This is a genomic window from Pseudomonas palmensis, assembly GCF_049942755.1.
GTDB lineage: Bacteria > Pseudomonadota > Gammaproteobacteria > Pseudomonadales > Pseudomonadaceae > Aquipseudomonas > Aquipseudomonas palmensis.
In genome coordinates, this window is record NZ_CP187958.1 from 633,357 (window position 1) to 653,555 (window position 20,199).

Consider the following 20,199-nt stretch of genomic DNA (forward strand, 5'->3'; position numbering starts at 1 on the left):
AAATGGGCTATACACTTGCAGGATCAGCCACTTGCGCAAGGGAACCGCCATGAACCACGACGTGTTCTGGCTGCCGGCCAGCAACCATTGCAGCCTGCATGTGTATCAATGGCTGCCCGCCGCGCCGATCCGGGCCGTGGTGCTGCTGGCCCATGGCATGGCCGAGCATGCCGGGCGCTACCAGCGCCTCGGGCAGGCCCTGAGCGCTGCCGGCTTCGCGCTGTATGCCCACGACCAGCGCGGCCACGGGCGCACCGCCGAACACGGCACCCTGGGGCTGTTCGCAAGCCACCAGGGCTGGGACAGCGTGGTCAACGACCTGGCCAGCCTGGCCCAGCACATCGGCCAGCAGCACCCGGGCGCCCCGCTGTTCCTGTTCGGCCACAGCATGGGCAGCTACATCGTCCAGGCCTACCTGCTGCACCACAGCGCCAGCCTGCAGGGGGCGGTGCTCAGCGGCTCCAACTTCCAGCCACCGGCGCTGTACCGCGCGGCCTGCGTGATCGCCCGCCTCGAAGCCTGGCGCCAGGGCCCGCTGGGACGCAGCGCCCTGATCGACTGGCTGTCGTTCGGTTCGTTCAACAAGGCGTTCAAGCCCAACCGCACGGGCTTCGACTGGCTCAGCCGCGACAGCGCCGAGGTCGACGCCTACGTGGCCGACCCGCTGTGCGGGTTTCGCTGCACCAACCGCCTGTGGGTCGACCTGCTGATGGGCCTGGAACACATCAGCCAGCCGCGGCACCTGGCACAGATCGATCCCAACCTGCCGATCCTGGTGATGGGCGGCGAATGTGATCCGGTGAGCGCCGGCAAGCGTCTGAAGGATCTGGTCGGCGCCCTGCGCCTTGCCGGCAATCAGCGCGTGCAATTGCAGCTCTACCCGCAGGCACGCCATGAACTGCTCAACGAAACCAACCGTGACGAGGTGACGGCGGCGCTCATCGCCTGGCTCGAGCAGGGGCTGACCCAGGGCCGCCCTGCCCGCAGCGAGTGATACAGTACGCACCTTGTCCGAACCTTGAAGGAAACAGCCTGCATGACCCAGGTCACCAACACGCCTTACGAAGCCCTCGAAGTGGGCCAGACCGCCAGCTTCAGCAAGACGGTCGAAGAACGCGACATCCAGCTGTTCGCCGCGATGTCCGGTGACCACAACCCGGTGCACCTGGATGCCGAATTCGCGGCCAGGAGCATGTTCAAGGAACGCATTGCCCACGGCATGTTCAGCGGCGCGCTGATCAGTGCCGCAGTGGCCTGCGAACTGCCCGGCCCCGGCACCATCTACCTGGGCCAGCAGATGAGCTTCCAGAAGCCGGTGAAGATCGGCGACACCCTGACCGTGCGCCTGGAAATCCTCGAGAAGCTGCCCAAGTTCCGCGTGCGCATTGCCACCCGCGTGTTCAACCAGCACGACGAACTGGTGGTGGACGGCGAAGCCGAGATCCTCGCCCCGCGCAAGCAGCAGAGCGTCGATCTGGTGAGCCCGCCGCCGATCACCATCGGCTGATAGCGTCCCATGGCGCTGGTTACCGAGCACCTGCAGGCGGGCGGCCTGGTCGAGGCCTACTGGGTCAGGGCCAGCGCCGCCAGCTTTCCGCGTCATGCCCATGACGAGTATGTGCTGGGCGTTAACCTGAGCGGTTGCGAGCAGATCTGGCTGGACGGACGTGAGCTGCAGGCGGCGCCGGGTCAGGTGACCCTGTACAACCCGCTGGCGGTGCAGGCCTCCACCTTCGACCCGGCAGGCGTGGAGTACATCAGCCTGCACATGGCGCCCGAGGCGATTGCCCGGTTGGTCAGCCAGAACAACCTGAACAGCCCGCTGTTCGAGCAAGGCGTGTTCGACCAGCCTGCGCTGTGCCAGGCGATCGTGGCCTTCGCCCGTGCGCCGGCACACTCCGGCCATCAGGAGGAAGCCTTGTTGGCCCTGCTGGCGCAATGGCTGGAGCAGTCGCCCGGCAGGCCCGGCGAATACAGCCACGCATTGGCCCAGGCGCTGCAGTTCATGCGCCAGCACCTGGGGCACAAGCTTGAGCTGGACGAGCTTGCGCAGGTGGCCGGGTTGAGCAAGTACCACTTCGTGCGCAGCTTCAAGAAGGCCACAGGGCTGGCACCGCTGCAGTACCACATGCAACTGCGCCTGATCGAGGCACGCCGTTGCCTGCGCGCCGGCCTGCACCCGCTGGACGTGGCCCAGCTTCTGGGCTTCTACGACCAGAGCCATTTCATCAACAGTTTTCGCCGGGTAATGGGCGCCACGCCCCATCATTACTGGCAGGCGTTCAAGCCTTCATAAGCAAAAGAGCTGCTGGCGCAGCCCTGACCGGTCAATGCGGCAAAAAGCCTGCCGTCCCGTCCTTGGAACGTTTTGCCGTGCGCTTTTCCTTGGCGGTTTTGGCGGGTTTCTTCTTGACCGATTTTTTCGCATCCAGACCTTTCATGACAGGCCCTCCGCTGAGCGCGACACCTGCTTGCCGGTGACCGACTGATTATAGACCCGCCCCGGCGACCGGCGCGGCGAGGATGAATTCGCGGTAGCCCGATACGATCACGTACACCGCGAAATAGCAGAAGATGCCCGCCGAGGCCAGGTACGACCAGGTCAGCAGACGGTCGCCCAGCAGGCGCCCGCCGTGGCTGGCCAAGGTGCACAGCGACGCGCACCACAGCAGCCCGGCAATGAAGAACCCGCTGAGAAACAACCCGGCCTCGAGCATGCCGCCTGCGCCGGAGCGCGAGATCAGCACCCCGCCGACCGCGGCAAACCACAGGATCGCGCTGGGCGAAGACATGGCCAGAAAGATGCCGCGCAGAAACTCGCGCCAGGGCGATTCGCGCACCACCTGCTGGCTGGTGTCCATATGCGCATTGCCGCGCCAGGCGGCCAGCAGCATCTTCAGTGCAAACCACACCAGCAAAAGCGAACCGCCCACCCACAACACCCAGCGCACGCTGGTGAACTGCAGCAGCACGGTCATGCCGAGCAATGCCGCCACGGCATAGATCAGATCCCCCACACAGGTGCCCAGCCCCAGCCAGAAGCCCTGCAGAAAGCCGCGCTGCATGGCCAGGGTGATCATGGCGATATTGGCCACGCCGATATCCAGGCACAACGACAGGCTGAGAAGAAATCCGTTGGAAAATGGCATGAACGCTCGACTACCGACGATGAAGGGCAGGCGCCATTAGACTCAGTGATGGAGGGTGTTGTATTGGAAGAAATTGCCGTGCTCAGGCCCGCGCGGCCCGCTCGAAGACCTCATCGGCCCATTGATTGAGACTCTTGCCTGCAGCCTGCGCCGCGATGCTGGCAGCGGCGTGCACCTCTGGCCGGATACGCAGCATCACCTTGCCAGAAGCCGGTTTCTCGGGAGCGATGCCCTGTTCAGCACAATCGGCCAGGTAGTCTTCAAGCGCCAAGCTAAACGCTTCATGCAGCGCACTCACGGAGCTTGCGTGAAAACTGATGATGTCTCGAACCCCGAGTACCCGCCCGACGAAGATATCGTCGCGTGCGTCGTATTCGACACGGGCCGAATAGCCCTTGTAAGTCATGCTGCTCATACCTGAACTCCTGCCCGCGAGAGAAATTCACGAGCTTCTTCAACCTGATATCGCTTGGCCTCTTTGCCTGGGTGCGGGCGGTGGCAGCGCCACTGCTGATCGCCCAGCACCAGCTTGAGCCTTGAGCCCTCACGCTCGATGACCCGCCCCCCAAGATGGAGAACCAGCGCTTCAATATCGGAGAAGACCACAGAAGAAAGGGTCGGTATCCGAAAAATGGCATCGAGGGTCTTTCGATATCGATTGTTCATCGGAAAATGCTATCAAAATAAGATAGCATTTTTTCCAAAGGAGTCATTCAGGATCTTTCAGTGACCCGCCAGCACCTGCGCATACCGCTCCCGGTCGATATTGGCGCCACTGAGCACCACTGCCACCTTGCGCCCCTGCTGGCGCTCGCGCTCCTGCAACAACGCCGCCAGCCCCGCCGCACCGGCGCCTTCGGCGGTGTTGTGCGTGTCTTCGTGGAAGATGCGCATGGCGTTGGCGATTTCAGGGTCGCTGACGCGCACCACCCGCGCCGCGCCCTGGCGGATGATCTCGAACGCCTCGGGCAAGGGCATGCGGCATGCCATGCCGTCGGCGAAGGTGTTGGCGGTTTCGGTGGTGACGATGCGGTTCTGCTCGAAACTCGAGGCAAAGGCATCGGCCTCGGTGGACACCACCCCGACGATCTCGGTGTGCAGCCCCAGCAGGTCACGGGTACGAATCAGCCCGCAGATGCCCGAGCCCATGCCGATCGGCACGTACACGCAGTCCAGCGCCGGTACGGCCTCGAACAGCTCCAGCGCGTAGGTGGCCACGCCGCGGATCAGGTCCGGGTGGAACGGCGGCACGCTTTCATAGCCGTGCACCTGCGCCAGTCGCGCCGCCTCGGCCCGCGCCAGGTCGAAATCGGCGCCATGCTCCACCAGTTGCGCACCCAGCGCGCGCATGGCGGCATTCTTTTCCCGCGAGTTGCCCTCGGGCACCACGATGATGATCGGCAACCCGGCACTGCGCGCCGCCAGCGCCAGGCTCTGCCCGTGGTTGCCACGGGTGGCGGTGACCAGCCCGCGCACCGTGGGTGAGCGCGCCAGCAGCGCCTGCACGTACAGCAGCCCGCCGCGAACCTTGAAGGCACCGGTGGGCGCGTGATTCTCGTGCTTGACCCACACCTGGCAGCCCACGCGTTCGGCCAGGCGCGGCCAGGCGTACTGGGGCGTGGCAGGAACGCGGGTGTGTACCAGGCGGGCAGCGTCGCGCAGGGCGGACAGGTCGAACATGAGGCACCTCGATGGCCAGGGGAATTGACCTGATCCTAGTCGCGCCGCATTGTATGGGTGAACCCTTATATTGCATGGCCAACAATAAATGTGGACCCCCACCCTAGGCGACACCTCCCTGCCCCGCTACCTCGAACTGGTCGAGGCGATTGCGCGGGCGATCGAAAGCGGCGAGCTGAAAGTGGGCGAGCGCCTGCCGCCGCAGCGGCGCCTGGCCTGGAACCTGGGCCTGAACCCCAGCACCACCCAGCAGGCGTACCGCGAGGCAGCGGCCCGGCATCTGGTGTCCGGGGAGGTAGGGCGAGGCACCTACGTGCTGGCGGGCAGCAAGGAAGCAACGCTGTTCCGCCTCAAGCAACCCGGCCAGCAAGCGACGCAGATCGACCTGTCGACCAATGTGCCGGTGGCCGACGACAGCAGCCCCGACCTGGCGCATGCCTTGCGCCATCTGCTGGAACAAGGCCCTGCCGGCCAGCTCGAGCATTACCTGGGTGCCGAACAGTTGCTGCGCGGGCGCCTTCAGGGCGCCGCCTGGCTGCACCGGCGCGGCCTGCAACTGGACGAGCGCCAGGTGCTGCTGTGCGGCGGTGCCCAGCTGGGGTTGTTCAACGTGCTGCTTTCGCTGTGCCAGCCCGGAGACGCCGTGATGGTCGAGGCCTTGACCGCACCCGGCATCAAGGCGGCCTGTCGACAATTGCGCCTGCCGTTGCACGAGGTTGCGCTGGACGGCCAGGGCATCCTGCCCGACGACCTGGACCGTGTCGCACGTGCCACCGGCGCGCGGGTCGTGGTGCTGACGCCGACCCTGCAGAACCCCACCGGCGCCTGCATGGGCGCTGCGCGCCAGGCCGCCATTGCCGCAGTGATCGAGCGCCATGCCCTGACCTTGATCGAGGATGATGTCTACGGTGCCCTGGCCGATACCCCGGCGCTGCTGGCACAGGTGGGCGGGCGCGGCGTGCTGGTCACCAGCCTGTCGAAGAGCGTCGCGGCCGGTTTGCGCCTGGGCTGGATCGTCGGCAGCGCCGAGTTGCTGGCGCGCATCGACCCGCATGCCCAGGCAACACACTGGCCGGTGTCGCCGCTGGACCTGGAGATCGCCTGCCGCTGGATCGATGACGGCACCGCGGCGCGACGCGTGGCCTGGCAGCGTGAAGAAGTGGGTCAGCGCTGGCGGATGGCCAGGCGGATACTGGGCAAGGCATTGGTGGGGGATGTGCCTTCGCCGCATGTCTGGGTCAACGGTGTGCGCGCCACAGCGTGCCGTGATGCTGGCGTGGCAGTGGTGCCAGCCGAGGTGTTCGCGGTGCGCCAGGGCGACCGGGCAGCGGTGCGCATCAGCCTGTCGGCGGCGCAGAGCCGGGCGCAGTTGAAGCAGGCGCTGGAAAGGGTGGCGGAAGTGGTTTCAGGGTGAGCGGGCCGCCCCTTCGCCGACAAGGCCGGCTCCTGCAGTGAACGCGGTACCGGTGCCGGCGAAGAGGCCCTCCAATTCAATCGCAACATCCGGAGTGAAACCCCAGTCACCTTTTCTACACTGAACCTGCTCCCTTACCCACGGAAACCGGCATGAACCCGCTGTTCTACACCCAGGCCTGCGCCCACCTGGCCAGCCTCGACCCGAAGTGGGCCGCGCATATCGAGCGCATCGGCCCATGCCTGCACCAAACGCTGCCCACCCGCGACCCGTATCAGGCGCTGGTCAGGTCGATTGCCTACCAGCAATTGCACGCCAGGGCCGCCGAAGCGATCCTGCGGCGGTTCCTGGCGCTGTACCCCGGGCAGGCCTTCCCCAGCCCCGAGCAACTGCTGGCCACCGCGCCCGAGCAACTGCGTGCCTGCGGGTTTTCCGCGAGCAAGCTGGCCACTATCCAGGGCATCGCCCAGGCTCGCCTCGACGGCCTGGTACCCGACCATGAGCTGGCCCGCCGTCTCGACGAAACCAGCCTGATCGAGCGCCTGACGCAACTGCGCGGGGTTGGACGCTGGACCGTGGAGATGCTGCTGATCTACACCCTTGAACACATGGACACCCTGCCCGCCGATGACTTTGGCGTGCGCGAAGGCTACCGTCGCCTGTTCGCCCTGCCCGCCCAGCCCACGCGCAAACAGATGCTGGAACTGGGCGCCCCGTGGAGCCCGTATCGCACCGTGGCCGCCTGGTACCTGTGGCGCGTTCCCGCCACCGGCTGAAATCCGGGCGAATTCCACCGCAAGACCCGGAGTGCCGCCCCGCACGGCACCACCTACCCTCACCACATCGCCCTCAGCCAAGAGCCATACGCCATGCCCCGCACACCTTCGATCGATGTCAACGACCCACGCTGGCAAGCCGTGCTGGCCCGCGACGCCGCGGCGGATGATGATTTCGTCTATGGGGTTCGCACCACCGGGGTCTACTGCCGCGCCTCCAGCCCGTCACGGTTGCCGCGCCCGGAGAACGTCGAGTTCTTCGACACTGCCGCCCAGGCCGAGGCCGCCGGCTATCGCCCCAGCCGGCACTACGCCGCCGACCCGCGCCAACTGGCCGAGCAGCATGCCACCCAGGTCACCCGGGCCTGCCAGCTGATCGAAACGGCCGAGGTCGAGCCCAGCCTCAAGCAAGTGGCCGCCCATGTCGGCATGAGCCCGTATCACTTCCACCGGGTGTTCAAGGCCGCGACCGGCCTCACCCCCAAGGCCTACGCCAATGCCAGACGCGCGCACAAGGTACGCCGGCAGCTTGAGCAGCCGGGCTCGATCACCGACGCCCTGTACAAGGCTGGCTACAACTCCAACAGCCGTTTCTACGAAGACAGCAACGCCCGGCTGGGCATGACCCCGGCCGCCTATCGCGCGGGCGGCGCCAATGCCTCGATCCGCTTTGCCATTGCCCAGTGCTCACTCGGCGCGCTGTTGGTGGCCCAAAGCGAGCGCGGGGTGTGCGCCATCCTGCTGGGCGACGACCCCGAGGCGTTGCTGCACGACCTGCAGGACAAGTTTCCCAAAGCCGAACTGATTGGCGCCGACGCCGAATTCGAGCAGTGGGTGGCCAAGGTGGTGGGGTTCATAGAAGCGCCCGCCCTGGGCCTGGACCTGCCACTGGACCTGCGCGGCACGGCCTTCCAGGAGCGGGTGTGGCAGGCGTTGCGCAGCATCCCGGCAGGCAGCACCGCCAGCTACGCCGAGATCGCCCAGCGCATTGGCGCGCCTAGGGCAGTCAGGGCGGTGGCCCAGGCGTGCGCCGCCAACAGCCTGGCGGTGGCAGTGCCCTGTCATCGGGTGGTACGCAGTGATGGCAACCTGTCCGGCTACCGCTGGGGCGTGGAGCGCAAGCAGGCGCTCCTGGCCCGAGAACAACAGCCCAGTGACCTGTGATGATCAGCCCTGGCTGCAGCCATCGCCCATGGCGCGGTATTCGATGGTGTGGCGCTGGCCCTGATGGTCTTCATAGGTCATGGTGGCCGGCACCACTTCGCAGACATTGGGCAGGGTCGAGAGGCTGATCACCCGGGCGATGTCCAGGTTGGTCGAATAGTCATATTGCTCGACCACCGGCTGCGCAGCAGCGGTCTTGACCTCGTCCGCCAAGGCGAACGAAGAGACACCCACCAATACAAGTGCAAGTAAGGTTTTCATGGTATTAGGCCTGCAAAGCAATCAAACGAAGTGTTTGACTTCATCAGCCGAGTTGGCGCGGAGAAGTTGTCATATCAACGAATGGACATAACACGAAGTACCGATCCCGTTACGCTTCTAGTTGCTGGGATGGGTCAAGTTTATAAGGTTGCGAAGGTGGTTGAAGCCCGAAGCCGGACATTCACTGTTACCGCCTCGGTAACAATAACCGCACGGCAAGCCCTCGACAGCCTACCCAAGCCCGTGTAAAAGCCCGTGCCAGAGCCCTTGCTGGAAACCGCCGTGAGTGAAATACGCTACAGCCTGCTAAGCGCTGCCGAGCGCCCTTTGCTGAACAAATTCTATCGCGCCGAAGGTACGGCCATGCGTGCCAGTGCCAAGGGCGAGGCCTGGGTGGCGCGTGCGGGTGAGCTTGTCGCCGCAGTGAACATGAGCGCGGTACCCGAGGGGTTCTGGCTGACCGGCTTGCTGGTGGCACCCGCCTGGCGCGGCCGGCGCATTGCACGACAACTGATCGAGCATGCCTGCGCCGGCAAGCCGGGCACGGTGTGGCTGTTCTGCCACCCGGACCTGCTGGCCTTCTACCAGCCACTGGGGTTCAGCCCTGCCGGCGCACTGCCGCTGCAGCTCAATGAGCGTCTGGCGCGCTATCAGCGCAGCAAATCGTTGATCGCGTTGGCGCGGGATCAGTCGTCGCTGGCCGGGTCCAGCCCCGGGAACAGCACCTCGGTATAACCGAACTTGCTGAAGTCATGAATGCGCGAGGGGTACAGGCGACCGATCAGGTGATCGCATTCGTGCTGCACCACCCGCGCATGAAAACCCTCTGCCGAGCGCTCGATGGGCTGGCCCTGCGGGTCGACCCCGCTGTAGCGAATGTGCCGGTAGCGGCTGACCACGCCGCGCAGGCCGGGCACCGACAGGCAGCCCTCCCAGCCATCCTCGACCTCGGTGCCCACCGGGGTGATCACCGGGTTGAGCAGAATGGTCTGCGGCACGGGCTCGGCATCCGGGTAGCGCTCGCTACGCTCGAAGCCGAAGATCACCAGTTGCAGGTCGACCCCGATCTGCGGCGCCGCCAGCCCCACGCCGCCCACGTGCTGCATGGTGTCGAACATGTCGGCAATCAGCTGCTCCAGCTCGGCAGTGCCGAACAGGCGGGCCGGTACGGGCGGTGCAACACGCAACAGGCGCTCGTCGCCCATCTTCAGGATGTCACGAATCATGCGGGGCTCGGCTCACGGGTTCAGGCGCGGAATCGGACGGGATGGAGTGATCGCGCCCCAGCCCGGAAACATGCTTTTTATCATGTTCCGGCGCATCGTCGTCGGGCATTTCCTTCTCGCCAGGGTCCTTGCCTTCGGCCGACATGTGCTCGATCACCGCGTTCATCTCCGCCCCCAGCAGCAATACTGCGGCAGAAATATAGAAGTACAGCAACAGCACGATGATCGCACCGATGCTGCCGTACATCGCGTTGTAGTCGGCAAACGTCTTGACGTAGTAGCCAAACCCCAGCGACGCGATGATCCACACCACCACCGCCAGTACCGAGCCGGGGGTGATGAAGCGAAACTCCTGCTCCACATCGGGCATCACGTAATAGATCAATGCCACCGCCACCATCATCAGGATGATGATGGCCGGCCAGCGCAGAATGGTCCACAGCGTGACGATGAACTCCTGCATGCCTACCTGCGAGGCGATCCATTCCATCACCTGCGGGCCGAGCACCATCAAGGCGGCGGCGGCCAGCAGCATGCCGGCGATTCCGACGGTATACAGCACCGAGAGCGGGATGCGCTTCCACACCGGGCGCCCTTCCACCACGTCATAGGCGGCGTTCATCGCGCTCATCATCAGGCGCACGCCCGCCGACGCGGTCCACAGGGCGATCACGATACCTACCGAGAGCAGCCCGCCCTTGGATTGCTGCAACTGGTCGATCACCGGGTTGACCTGCTCCAGCGCCTGGGGCGGCAACACCAGTTCCGACTGCAGGCGCAGCCAGGTGAAGAAGTCGGGCAGATGCAGAAACCCGATCAGGGCGATCAGGAACAGCAGGAAGGGGAACAGCGAAAACAGCATCTGGTAGGCCAGGGCCGACGCATAGGTGGACATCTCGTCATCGAGAAACTCGCTTACCGTGCGCACCAGAACACGATGCAACGGCAGGCCGTGCAAGTTGGGGAAAATCATAGCGTCTCCTTTCGCCGCTCCACTGTCATAGGCAGTAATCCAAGCGTTGGGGGGGTGTTTTACCTGACGGTAGTCTAGTAGACCACGTCTGTGAGGTTACGATTGATTGCCACAGACAGCAGAACGGCCACCCGAAGATGGCCGTTATCGGCTACACGCGCAGCCGGTCAGGGCTTTTTCACAGCATCCTTGACCGCATCCTTGGCCTTGCCCACTGCCTGCTGGGTTTCGCCCTTGACTTCCTGGGCCTTGCCCTCGGCGCGCAGTTTATCGTTATCGGTCACCTTGCCCACGCCTTGCTTGATGTTGCCTACCGCTTCGTTGGCCAAGCCTTTTGCTTTGTCCGAAGTGCTGCTCATGGCATTTCTCCTGAAGGGGAACAGATAGCTGTCAGTGTCGACAGTCAGTGGACCCGCCCGCTTCTGCGAGAGTTTCAAATATTTTTGGGCGGTGTGTATTCCCACAATGGATAAACAGCGGGCGAATATCGCACCCAATCGTGCCTGGCCTGCGCCAGGGGCTGTCGGCTTTGCCTAGAATCGGGCACCAGCGCCCTGCAGCCCGGGCGCGATAAAAACAACAGACACAGCGATCACTACCCATGCGTATCTCCCCCTTGCTGACAGCCCTGCTGCTGGCCGTACCTGCCCATGCCCTGCACGCAGCACCTGCCGTACAGCCCGCCGCCCTGACCACCCTGGTGGTCGATCGCTATGCCGACGACGAACAGCCCGGCAGCCTGCGCTGGGCCATCGAGCGCAACAACCAGGCGCCCGGCACCTACCGGATCGAGATCCGCCCGGTCGGCCAGCCGCCCTACGTGATCAAGCCCGCTTCGGCCCTGCCGCCGATTCTCGGCCCGGTCAGCCTCGAAGGTGCGGCCTGGAAGCGCAGCGGCGAGTACATCGCCATCGACGGTTCGGCCTATATCGTCGGCAACGGCACGCGCGCATGCCCTGGCGCCGTGCCCGGACAGTTCGGCACCAATGTGCGCACCACCACCGGCCCGGGGCTGGTGATACGCGATACCCAGGGCGTGGAGATTTCCGGCCTGGATGTGCGTAATTTCTGCATCGGCATCCTGGTCAACCGCGCCAGCCACACCATCATCCAGGACAACCGCATCACCGCCAACAAGGGTGGCGCCGGCATCATGCTGACCGGCGACGACGGCCAGGGCAATTCGACCGCCACCACCACGGTGAACAACAAGGTGCTGCGCAACCAGCTGGTGGACAACGGCGACGGCCTGGAGCTGACCCGCGGCGCGGCGTTCAACCTGGTGGCCGACAACCTGTTTCGCTCCACCCCGGCCAACGCGGAGCCCTCCCAGGGCATCGAGATCCTGTGGGGCAATGACAACACGGTGGTGCGCAACCGCTTCGAGGACTATTCCGACGGCCTGCAGATCAACTGGGGCCAACACCTTTACCGGCAACTCCATCGGCGTGAGCGTCAGCGGTGCGGGCAACATCCTCGATGGCAACCTGATCCACGGCAACCGCATCGGCGTGGCGCTGCGCCCGGAGCCGACCTCCACCAGCAACCGCCTGACCGCCAACCGCATCTGGAACAACAGCCAGGATATCCGGCGCTGCGAAGCGGGCGGTTCGTGCGTGCCCGATCAGCGCACCGGTGCCATCGTGTTTTCGGTGCCGGCGCTGGAGCATGCGATCTATGTGGGTTCGCGCGGCATCGGTGTCGACCCGTCGGGCACCAACCGGGCGATCATCTGCACCGACAAGGCCGCACCGCAGGGTTGCCAGCCGGTACCCAATCACGATCAGGCGGCCCCGCTGCTCAAGGCAGTCAAAGGTGATCGCTTGCTGGGCCAGGTGAGTGGCGAGCCCGACAGCCTGTTGCGGGTGGAGGTGTTCGGCAATGCTGACTCAAAGGCCGGTGAAGCGGAGCAGTATCTGGGCGAAGTGATGGTGGCGACGGATGCCAAGGGTCAGGCGCAGTTCGAGTATGTATTGCCGCAAGCAGATGGGCTGCAGGCGTTCACCGCGACGGTCACCCGGTCCGACGGGGCCACCTCGGAGTTGAGCAAGGCGCTGGCGCGCTGAGGACCGCGGGGCGGCCATTCGTCGGCAGGGATTGTCTGCAAATGGTCGGCCCTGTCAGCAGGCCCCGCTTTAGTTTTCAGCGCAATCCCAGCACAATGGCCGACCTTTCAAGCGTCACCCGTAGGAACCTGCATGAAACTCGACAAACCCACCGCCATCGCCCGTCGCAACCAGGCGCTGGAACGCCCTGTGCTCAACAGCGACAACACCCTGTTTGCCGTGCTCGATACCAAGCGCAGCCTGTGGTGGTTCGATGTGCCGGTGAAGCTGGTGCTGCCCAAGAGCGTGGCCGACTGGGTCAACCTGCTGCTCTACACCCCGGAGACCGACCAGTTGCAGCACCTCAAGGTGCCGGTCAACTTCCTGCGTGCGCACCTGGAGAAGATGGAAGTACGCAAGCCGGGCAAGCGTCGCTCGACCATCAGCCTGGCGCTGAGCGCCGACCGCGACTCGCTGCTGCAGGACTTGCGTCCGGGCGGCGAAAACCTGAGTTTTGCCGCCTTCGTGCAGGTCTGATCAGACCAGTTCGATGCGGTCGGCGTGAATCACGATGCGCCCGTCCTTGTACAGGGCGCCGATCGCTTTCTTGAAGTTGCCCTTGCTCACCCCGAACAGGTCGCTGATCACCTGCGGGTCGCTCTTGTCGCTGACCGGCAGCACGCCGTTGGCGGCCTTGAGCTTGTCGAGGATCTTGTCGTTCAGCGTGCTGGCCAGGGCCTGGCCGACCGGCTGCAGGCTCAGGGCGATCTTGCCGTCGCTGCGCAGCTCCTTGATGTAGCCCTTCTCCTGCTTGCCCGAACGCAAGAACTTGAACACTTCGTTCTTGTGGATCAGGCCCCAGTGCTTGTTGTTGATGATGGCCTTGAACCCCATCGGGGTTTCCTCGACCACCAGCAGGTCGACTTCCTGGCCCACGCTGTAGTTGGCCGGCAGCTTGTCGAGGTAGCGGTCCAGGCGCGCGGTGGCGGTGATGCGCCGGGTGCGCTTGTCGAGGTAAGCATGCACCACGCAGTACTCGCCCGCCTTCATCTGGCGTTTTTCTTCGGAGTACGGCATCAACAGGTCCTTGGGCAGGCCCCAGTCGAGGAAGATGCCGATGCTGTTGATTTCCACCACCTTGAGGCTGGCGAACTCGCCCACCTGCAGTTTGGTCTTCTCGGTAGTGGCGATCAGCTTGTCTTCGCTGTCGAGGTAGACGAAGACGTTGAGCCAGTCCTCGACCTCGGTGGGCGTGTCCTTGGGGATGTAACGGTTGGGCAGCAGGATCTCGCCGTCCGCCCCGCCGTCCAGGTACAGACCGAAATCCGTGTGCTTGACCACTTGCAAAGTGTTGTAACGCCCAACTAAAGCCATTTGCTGAAATCCTCGTTGCGAGGCTGGCATTCTACACGCTACGGGAACCGCCAGGCGCGCCGTTGTTCTATAAACACAAGCACGCCCCTGCAAGGATATGCACCCATGGATGCCTGCCTGTCCACGTTGTTTCGCTGCCTTTCGCTGCTGGTGCTGTCGACGCTGCTGCTGGTCGGCTGCAACCGCATGGACCTCGCCTACCGCAACCTCGATGTACTGGTGCCCTGGTCGCTGAGCGACTACCTGAGCATGAATCGCCAGCAGAAAGGCTGGCTGGACGAACGACTCAAGGCGCACCTGGCATGGCATTGTCGTACACAGCTGCCGGGCTATCTGACATGGCTGGGCGATATTCGACAGATGGTCGCGCACAACGAGGTCACCGACGCGCAGCTAAGGCTGCGCACCGAGCAGGCCAAGCAGGCCATCGCCGAGGTGGCCGACCAGATCATGCCGTCGGCCACGCAGCTGCTGCGCGGCATGGACGACGAACAGGTCAGCGATATGCGCGAGGCGTTTGCCGAAGACATTCGCGAGCGCGAGGCCAAGTACGTGAAGACGCCGCTGGCCAGGCAGATCGAGCAGCGCCAGCAGCGCATGGAAAAACGCCTGACGCCATGGCTGGGCGAACTGAACCCGCAGCAGCGCCTGCGCGTGGCGCAGTGGTCACAGGCGTTGGGCGAACAGAACCGTCAGTGGATCGCCAACCGCGCACACTGGCAGGCGCAGTTCAGCGCGGCGATGGAGCAACGGCGCAGCGAGGCATTCGAACCAAGGCTGGAACAACTGCTCAAGCAGCGCGAAAGCCTGTGGACGCCGGAGTACCGCATGGCCTACCAGCGTACCGAACAGGAGGCGCGCAGCCTGCTGGTGGACCTGATGGCGCAGAGCAGCGAGCAGCAACGTCAGCACCTGCAGGGCAGGCTGGCCAAGGTGCAGCAGGACTTCAGCAAGCTCAAGTGCCTGCAATCCTGAACCGATTCGCCGGCAAGGCCGGCTCCTACAGGCGCGACGCGCTTCCCCTTGGCGCCGGCAAGGCCGGCGAAGCTGCTCAGTTCTCCCGGCACTTGCGCCGGTACGGGAACACATCGATCACCTTCCCCTCCCGTATCGCCGCCTGCAGCCCCTTCCAGTAATCGGCGTCATACAACTCGCCATGCAACTGGCTGAACAGCCGCCGCTGACCGATGTCGGCAAACAGGAACGGCGGGAACTCCTCGGGGAACACGTCCAGCGGCCCGATCGAGTACCACGGCTCGCTGGCCATCTCGTCCTCGGGGAACCGCGGCGGCGGGATATAGCGGAAGTTGGCTTCGGTCAGAAAGCAGATCTCGTCGTAGTCATAGAACACCACCCGCCCATGCCGGGTAACGCCAAAGTTCTTCAGCAGCATGTCGCCGGGGAAGATGTTCGCCGCCGCCAATTGCTTGATCGCCAGCCCGTAGTCCTCCAGCGCCTCGCGCACCTGGGCCTCGTTGGCGTTTTCCAGGTACAGGTTCAGCGGGGTCATGCGCCGCTCGGTCCAGCAGTGGCGGATAAGCACCGTGTCGCCCTCCACCACCACGGTCGACGGCGCCACTTCCAGCAACTCGGCCAGGCACTCGGGCTCGAACTTGCCCAGCGGGAAGCGAAAGTCGGCGAACTCCTGGGTATCGGCCATGCGCCCCACGCGGTCGACGCTCTTTACCAGGCGATACTTCTCGATGACCGTGGCGCGGTCGACACTCTTGGACGGCGAGAAGCGGTCCTTGATGATCTTGAACACGGTGTTGAAGCCCGGCAGGGTGAACACGCTCATGACCATGCCGCGCACGCCGGGGGCCATGATGAAGCGGTCATCGGTACTGGCCAGATGATTGATCAGCGCCCGGTAGAACTCGGACTTGCCGTGCTTGTAGAAACCGATGGAGGTGTACAGCTCGGCGATGTGCTTGCCCGGCAGGATGCGCTTGAGAAAGCCCACGAACTCGGCCGGCACCGGCACATCGACCATGAAGTACGAGCGAGTGAACGAGAAGATGATCGACACATCGGCTTCATCGGTGATCAGCGCATCGATTTCGATGCCGTGGCCTTCGTGGTGCAGCAGCGGAATCACCAGCGGCCACTGTTCATCGTGGGTGAACAGCCGGCCCACCAGGTAGGCCCCCTTGTTGCGATAGAGCACCGAGGAAAACAGCTCCACCTGCAGTTGCGGGTCCTTGCACACCCAATCGGGCAGGTTCTCGCGCAACTGCGCCTCCAGGCGCGCCAGATCACCAGGCAGGTCGGCGAAGGGCACCGCGAAGGCGTAGTCGGCGAAGACCTGCGCGAGCATCTCGCCCAGCCCGCCCTGGGGGCGGTAGGTGCGGGTCTGCGCGGCGCGCTCATAGGCGCGCAGTGCCGGGCGCGTGGTATGGATGAACATGCAGCCGTCGCTGATCAGGTCATGGCTGAACAGGCTGCAGAAAATCGAGTTGTACCAGGTTTCGGAAAGCTCATCGTCCAGCCGCGGGTCGATCAGGCTGATGTAGGCGCTCTTGACCAGCGGCCAGAACGTCGCATCCAGCAGAACCTCGGGCTCGAAAGCGCCGGCCAGCCAGCCGCTGACCTCGCTGACCTTTTCCTCGTAGAGATTGATACGTGCCGCCGAGGCCGTCTGGATCTGCTGCCATTGCGCGAGCTCGAAGCGTTGGCGTGCCCCGTCGGTGATCTGGCGAAAGTGCTCACGGTAGCTGTCGAAGCCATCGAGAATCATCCGGGCGATGGCGGCGGCCGGCCATTGTTGGGGCATGGGTAAGACCTCTGCGGGAATTTCAAAGACCTGAGCTTAGCCAGTCACGCAAGGCTGCGATAGCCTACTTAGGAACCGTTTCGCGCCCTTCGCCGGCAAGGCCGGCTCCTACAGATACCGCCCCCACAGCATGAGCCAGCGGTGCTGGCGAAAGCGCCCGAATTGACACCGCAAGAAAGCGAGAGAGCCCACCCTGGCTTTTACCGTAAACTCCCGCCCCTGCCCCTGTTACCCGGAGAACCCCCGTGAGCCCCATCGCCATCACCCGACTGTTGATTCTCGCTGCCGTGTGGGGGGCCAGTTTTCTGTTCATGCGCATCATTGCGCCGGTGCTGGGCACCCTGCCCACCGCCTTCTTTCGCGTCTCAATCGCCTGCGCCGGGTTGCTGGTGATTCTCGCCCTGCTGCGCGTGCGCTGGGACTTCCAGGGCAAACTCAAGGCCTGCCTGTTTCTGGGCATGATCAACTCGGGAATACCCGCAACGCTCTACTCGGTGGCCGCACAGGTGCTGCCCGCCGGCTACTCGGCGATCTTCAACGCCACCACGCCGCTGATGGGCGTGCTGATCGGCGCGCTGTTCTTTCGCGAGGCCATGACCCTGCCCAAGCTGGGCGGCATATTCCTGGGCCTGTTCGGGGTCGGGATTCTCAGTGGTGCGGGGCCGGTGGCCTTCGACGCCAGGCTCATGCAGGGCGCCCTCTCGTGTCTGGCGGCCACCACCTGCTATGGCTTCTCGGGGTATCTGGCGCGGCGCTGGCTCGACCAGCAGGGCGGCCTGGACAGTCGCCTGTCGGCGCTGGGCAGCATGATGGGCGCCACCTTGCTGTTGCTGCCGCTGTTCAGCTTCAGCGTGATCACCCAGCCACCTGCCAGCTGGGGCGGCTGGCAGGTGTGGTTGTCGCTGCTGGGGCTGGGCCTGTTGTGCACCGCCTTCGCCTACATCCTGTACTTTCGCCTGATCAGCGAAATCGGCCCGGTAAAATCCACCACCGTGACCTTCATGATCCCGGCCTTCGGCGTGCTGTGGGGCGCGTGGCTGCTGGACGAGCCCCTGTCGATGGCGCACCTGTATGGCGGGCTGCTGATTGCCGTGGCCTTGTGGCTGGTGCTCAAGCCGGCCCGCCAGGCCCGTCAGCTGGCCAGCGACTGATCCACCGTGTCAGGCTTGGTCGCGGGCTTGCGGAACACGAACAGCAGGCCCACCACGATCAAGCCCATGCCCAGCAGGCTCAAGGCCGCCAGGCGATTGCCGAAGATCAGGTAGTCCATCACCGCCGTCACCGCCGGCACCAGGTAGAACAGGCTGGTGACATTGACCAGGTTGCCCTTGGCGATCAGCCGGTACAGCAGCAAGGTCGCCAGCAACGACACCACCAGGCCCATCCATAGCACCGAGAACACAAAGCTGGCATTGGGGTTGACCGCCAGCGGCTGGAACGGTGCAAACAGCGCGCACATCAGCAGCCCCGCCAGGTACTGCAAGGGCAGCGTGCCCACCGGGTTGCTGGTGATGCGCTTCTGCATGATCGAGCCGAACGTCATGCTGGCCAGCGCCAGCAGCGCGAACAGCATGCCCGCCAGCGAGATGCCGCCCAGGCCGATGCCCTGGTACACCACCATCACCAGCCCGATCAGCCCCAGGCTCAGGCCGAACAACCGGCTGAACGAACGCTTGCGCTCCATCAGCACCACCGTGAGGATCGGCTGCACGCCCATCACGGTGGCCATGATGCCGGGCGTCACCTTCAGGTCCAGCGCCAGCAGGTAGAAGATCTGGTAGGCACCGAGCAGCACGCAGCCGGTGGCGATGGCTTGCAGCAACGGGCCGCGACCGCGTGGCCAGTGCAGGCGCAGCAACGGGCCGAGCAGCAGCAGGCCGACAAAGGCAATCGCAAAGCGGATCAGCAGAAAGGCAAAGGGCGAGGCCTGCGCCAGGCCGAGCTTGGAGACGATGGCGCCGCTGCTCCAGAGCAGGACGAACAGGCTGGTGGTGGCCGCCGAGGCCACGGATTGTTTCGAGATAACTGACATGAAATGCCACCTGTATTCGGGCAAGTAAGCCGAACGGTCGAGCTGCGCGGTGCAGCCGGCCGTATTCAGTAGGGTTCAGGTGTGGTGGGGGCGCAGCCAGTGGCCGCTCAGCCCAGCACTACAACCACGCCGGGTGGTGCGACAACGCACGCCACGGGGCTACTGACAGGTGGTGGGTAGTGACTGATCATGACCGGCTGCTGGGACCCACGCACGACCACGACCGCGTCGGGCGCGGTAGCGAATACGGTGGCGGGGCGGGAAGCTGGCATGTGCAGGTCTTCGGTGAGGTGAACTGTGGGTGAATATAGCCACACTCGCGACACGGTGCAAGGCCCGCCCCGGCAGGGGCCAACCTTGCACCGAGTGTGGTCAGAACAGCCAGCGGTACAGCAGGTAAGCAACCAGCACCGCCAGCACCGGGCGCAGCACGCGGTAGGCCTTGGGGTTGGCGCGCTTGAAGGTCTTGACCCGGCTGCTGATCACGGTACTGAAGCGTTTGCTCCAGGCATACGCCTGGTTGATGCCGCCCACGCGCTCGTCGTCGGTGTTCTGCGGCGCGGTGGCCCGGCCCAGGAAGGCACTGACCTTGCGGTTGATGCGGGTCATCAGCGGGCTGGTCAGCGGTCGCTCGATATCGCAGAACAGGATCACCCGGGTGGTCTCGGTTTCGTTCTTCACCCAGTGCACGTAGGTTTCATCGAACATCACGTCTTCGCCATCGCGCCAGGCGTACACCTGGCCGTCGACATAGATGCGGCAGTCGTCCGAGTTCGGCGTGGACAGCCCCAGGTGATAGCGCAGCGAGCCGCCGAACGGGTCGCGGTGCGGGTTCAGGTGGCTGCCGCCCGGCAGCAGGGCGAACATCGCGCCCTTGACGTTGGGGATGCTGTTGACCAGCTCGACGGTGCGGGGGCACAGCGCCTCGGCCGATGGCAGCGCCTTGTCGTACCACTTCAGGTAGAAGCGCTTCCAACCCTTCTTGAAGAACGAACCGAAGCCGGCATCGTTGTCTTTTTCGGCGGCGCGGATGTAGCCCTCGTCGAACAGGTGCATGGCCTCCTCGCGGATCACCTGCCAGTTGTCCTTGAGCACGTCCAGCTCGGGGAAGCGACTACGGTCCAGGTAGGGCTTGGAAGGCACCCCGGAAAACAGGTACATAAGGGCGTTATAGGGGGCGAACAGCGCCGAATGGTTGACGAACTGGCGCAACACGGGCAAACGCGCCTTGCCGCGCAGGTGCACGTACAGGGTGCTGCCGAAGAACAGCAGCAGTACACCTGCCTTGGCGACAAAGGAAAAGGTCATGCAACACTCCTTGAATTTCGATCA

Annotated in this window: 24 protein-coding genes; 12 read left to right on the forward strand and 12 right to left on the reverse strand. The window is 64.5% G+C overall.

The window, feature by feature from the left end:
* Positions 1-49: 49 nt before the first annotated feature.
* From ACPRTJ_RS02835 to ACPRTJ_RS02845, 3 genes are read left to right on the forward strand one after another with little or no spacing between them, the layout of a single operon-like run.
* A complete protein-coding gene (locus tag ACPRTJ_RS02835) occupies positions 50-994 on the forward strand; it encodes an alpha/beta hydrolase (protein ID WP_213607511.1) in 945 nt (314 codons plus the stop codon).
* Between the two features lie 42 nt (positions 995-1,036).
* Positions 1,037-1,507 carry a MaoC family dehydratase gene (locus ACPRTJ_RS02840; RefSeq protein ID WP_043864165.1) on the forward strand — a complete coding sequence of 157 codons (471 nt, stop codon included), beginning with the start codon at positions 1,037-1,039 and terminating at the stop codon, positions 1,505-1,507.
* A gap of 9 nt (positions 1,508-1,516) precedes the next feature.
* Positions 1,517-2,296: a helix-turn-helix domain-containing protein gene (locus tag ACPRTJ_RS02845; RefSeq protein ID WP_054914949.1), complete on the forward strand. Its 780-nt coding sequence runs from the start codon at positions 1,517-1,519 to the stop codon at positions 2,294-2,296.
* A 193-nt stretch (positions 2,297-2,489) separates the two neighbouring features.
* Here ACPRTJ_RS02845 and ACPRTJ_RS02850 read toward each other — a convergent pair whose 3' ends face one another.
* The 4 genes from ACPRTJ_RS02850 to ACPRTJ_RS02865 form a co-directional block, all read right to left on the reverse strand.
* Positions 2,490-3,149, reverse strand: a complete 660-nt coding sequence (locus ACPRTJ_RS02850) for a LysE family translocator (RefSeq protein ID WP_078481629.1) — start codon at positions 3,147-3,149, stop codon at positions 2,490-2,492.
* A gap of 82 nt (positions 3,150-3,231) precedes the next feature.
* On the reverse strand, positions 3,232-3,564 hold the full coding sequence (locus ACPRTJ_RS02855; RefSeq protein WP_043864168.1) for a type II toxin-antitoxin system HicB family antitoxin: 333 nt from the start codon (positions 3,562-3,564) through the stop codon (positions 3,232-3,234).
* Positions 3,561-3,815, reverse strand: a complete 255-nt coding sequence (locus tag ACPRTJ_RS02860) for a type II toxin-antitoxin system HicA family toxin (protein WP_081315179.1) — start codon at positions 3,813-3,815, stop codon at positions 3,561-3,563. The genes ACPRTJ_RS02855 and ACPRTJ_RS02860 overlap by 4 nt, the downstream gene beginning before the upstream one ends.
* Before the next feature lie 57 nt (positions 3,816-3,872).
* Positions 3,873-4,829, reverse strand: coding sequence for a threonine dehydratase (locus ACPRTJ_RS02865; protein ID WP_043864169.1), 957 nt, complete (start codon positions 4,827-4,829; stop codon positions 3,873-3,875).
* 88 nt (positions 4,830-4,917) lie between these two features.
* Here ACPRTJ_RS02865 and ACPRTJ_RS02870 point away from each other — a divergent pair, with 88 nt between their 5' ends.
* The 3 genes from ACPRTJ_RS02870 to ada all read left to right on the forward strand — a co-directional run bounded on the left by ACPRTJ_RS02870 (position 4,918) and on the right by ada (position 8,183).
* Complete coding sequence (locus tag ACPRTJ_RS02870; protein WP_426428001.1) at positions 4,918-6,243, forward strand: PLP-dependent aminotransferase family protein; 1,326 nt, start codon at positions 4,918-4,920, stop codon at positions 6,241-6,243.
* Between the two features lie 152 nt (positions 6,244-6,395).
* Positions 6,396-7,019: a DNA-3-methyladenine glycosylase family protein gene (locus ACPRTJ_RS02875; RefSeq protein WP_054914952.1), complete on the forward strand. Its 624-nt coding sequence runs from the start codon at positions 6,396-6,398 to the stop codon at positions 7,017-7,019.
* Between the two features lie 93 nt (positions 7,020-7,112).
* Positions 7,113-8,183: a bifunctional DNA-binding transcriptional regulator/O6-methylguanine-DNA methyltransferase Ada gene (gene ada / locus ACPRTJ_RS02880; protein WP_043864172.1), complete on the forward strand. Its 1,071-nt coding sequence runs from the start codon at positions 7,113-7,115 to the stop codon at positions 8,181-8,183.
* 3 nt (positions 8,184-8,186) lie between these two features.
* Here ada and ACPRTJ_RS02885 read toward each other — a convergent pair whose 3' ends face one another.
* Positions 8,187-8,444, reverse strand: a complete 258-nt coding sequence (locus ACPRTJ_RS02885; RefSeq protein ID WP_043864173.1) for a DUF2790 domain-containing protein — start codon at positions 8,442-8,444, stop codon at positions 8,187-8,189.
* A 282-nt stretch (positions 8,445-8,726) separates the two neighbouring features.
* Between ACPRTJ_RS02885 and ACPRTJ_RS02890 the strand changes: the two genes are divergently transcribed.
* On the forward strand, positions 8,727-9,179 hold the full coding sequence (locus tag ACPRTJ_RS02890) for a GNAT family N-acetyltransferase (RefSeq protein WP_043864174.1): 453 nt from the start codon (positions 8,727-8,729) through the stop codon (positions 9,177-9,179).
* On the opposite strand, the gene def is transcribed toward ACPRTJ_RS02890, so the two are convergent.
* From def to ACPRTJ_RS02905, 3 genes are all read right to left on the reverse strand, one after another.
* A complete protein-coding gene (gene def / locus ACPRTJ_RS02895) occupies positions 9,131-9,670 on the reverse strand; it encodes a peptide deformylase (RefSeq protein WP_043864175.1) in 540 nt (179 codons plus the stop codon). The genes ACPRTJ_RS02890 and def overlap by 49 nt on opposite strands.
* Positions 9,660-10,643: a YihY/virulence factor BrkB family protein gene (locus tag ACPRTJ_RS02900; RefSeq protein ID WP_043864176.1), complete on the reverse strand. Its 984-nt coding sequence runs from the start codon at positions 10,641-10,643 to the stop codon at positions 9,660-9,662. Before ACPRTJ_RS02900 ends, def begins: the two co-directional genes overlap by 11 nt.
* Positions 10,644-10,810: 167 nt before the next feature.
* The gene (locus ACPRTJ_RS02905) at positions 10,811-11,002 is read right to left on the reverse strand and encodes a CsbD family protein (protein ID WP_043864177.1); all 192 of its coding nucleotides are present in this window, start codon (positions 11,000-11,002) and stop codon (positions 10,811-10,813) included.
* Positions 11,003-11,244: 242 nt separating this feature from the next.
* Between ACPRTJ_RS02905 and ACPRTJ_RS02910 the strand changes: the two genes are divergently transcribed.
* From ACPRTJ_RS02910 to ACPRTJ_RS02920, 3 genes are all read left to right on the forward strand, one after another.
* Positions 11,245-12,462, forward strand: coding sequence for a right-handed parallel beta-helix repeat-containing protein (locus ACPRTJ_RS02910; protein ID WP_426428005.1), 1,218 nt, complete (start codon positions 11,245-11,247; stop codon positions 12,460-12,462).
* A gap of 4 nt (positions 12,463-12,466) precedes the next feature.
* Entirely contained in the window at positions 12,467-12,709 is a 243-nt protein-coding gene (locus tag ACPRTJ_RS02915; protein WP_426428007.1) for a hypothetical protein, read from the forward strand.
* A 132-nt stretch (positions 12,710-12,841) separates the two neighbouring features.
* On the forward strand, positions 12,842-13,225 hold the full coding sequence (locus ACPRTJ_RS02920; RefSeq protein ID WP_043864179.1) for a hypothetical protein: 384 nt from the start codon (positions 12,842-12,844) through the stop codon (positions 13,223-13,225).
* Here the strand turns inward: ACPRTJ_RS02920 and ACPRTJ_RS02925 are convergent, their stop codons facing one another.
* A complete protein-coding gene (locus ACPRTJ_RS02925; RefSeq protein ID WP_043864180.1) occupies positions 13,226-14,062 on the reverse strand; it encodes a CvfB family protein in 837 nt (278 codons plus the stop codon).
* 105 nt (positions 14,063-14,167) lie between these two features.
* Here ACPRTJ_RS02925 and ACPRTJ_RS02930 point away from each other — a divergent pair, with 105 nt between their 5' ends.
* Complete coding sequence (locus ACPRTJ_RS02930) at positions 14,168-15,037, forward strand: DUF6279 family lipoprotein (protein ID WP_088514499.1); 870 nt, start codon at positions 14,168-14,170, stop codon at positions 15,035-15,037.
* A 76-nt stretch (positions 15,038-15,113) separates the two neighbouring features.
* Here ACPRTJ_RS02930 and aceK read toward each other — a convergent pair whose 3' ends face one another.
* Positions 15,114-16,835, reverse strand: coding sequence for a bifunctional isocitrate dehydrogenase kinase/phosphatase (gene aceK / locus ACPRTJ_RS02935; protein WP_426428009.1), 1,722 nt, complete (start codon positions 16,833-16,835; stop codon positions 15,114-15,116).
* 245 nt (positions 16,836-17,080) lie between these two features.
* Between aceK and ACPRTJ_RS02940 the strand changes: the two genes are divergently transcribed.
* Positions 17,081-17,986 (forward strand): DMT family transporter, encoded by a 906-nt coding sequence (locus ACPRTJ_RS02940; protein ID WP_426428010.1) that lies wholly within the window; start codon positions 17,081-17,083, stop codon positions 17,984-17,986.
* Here ACPRTJ_RS02940 and ACPRTJ_RS02945 read toward each other — a convergent pair.
* Complete coding sequence (locus tag ACPRTJ_RS02945) at positions 17,968-18,867, reverse strand: DMT family transporter (protein WP_054914957.1); 900 nt, start codon at positions 18,865-18,867, stop codon at positions 17,968-17,970. The two genes, ACPRTJ_RS02940 and ACPRTJ_RS02945, sit on opposite strands and share 19 nt — an antisense overlap.
* Before the next feature lie 372 nt (positions 18,868-19,239).
* Positions 19,240-20,175, reverse strand: coding sequence for an aspartyl/asparaginyl beta-hydroxylase domain-containing protein (locus tag ACPRTJ_RS02950; RefSeq protein WP_043864185.1), 936 nt, complete (start codon positions 20,173-20,175; stop codon positions 19,240-19,242).
* Positions 20,176-20,199 lie beyond the last annotated feature (24 nt).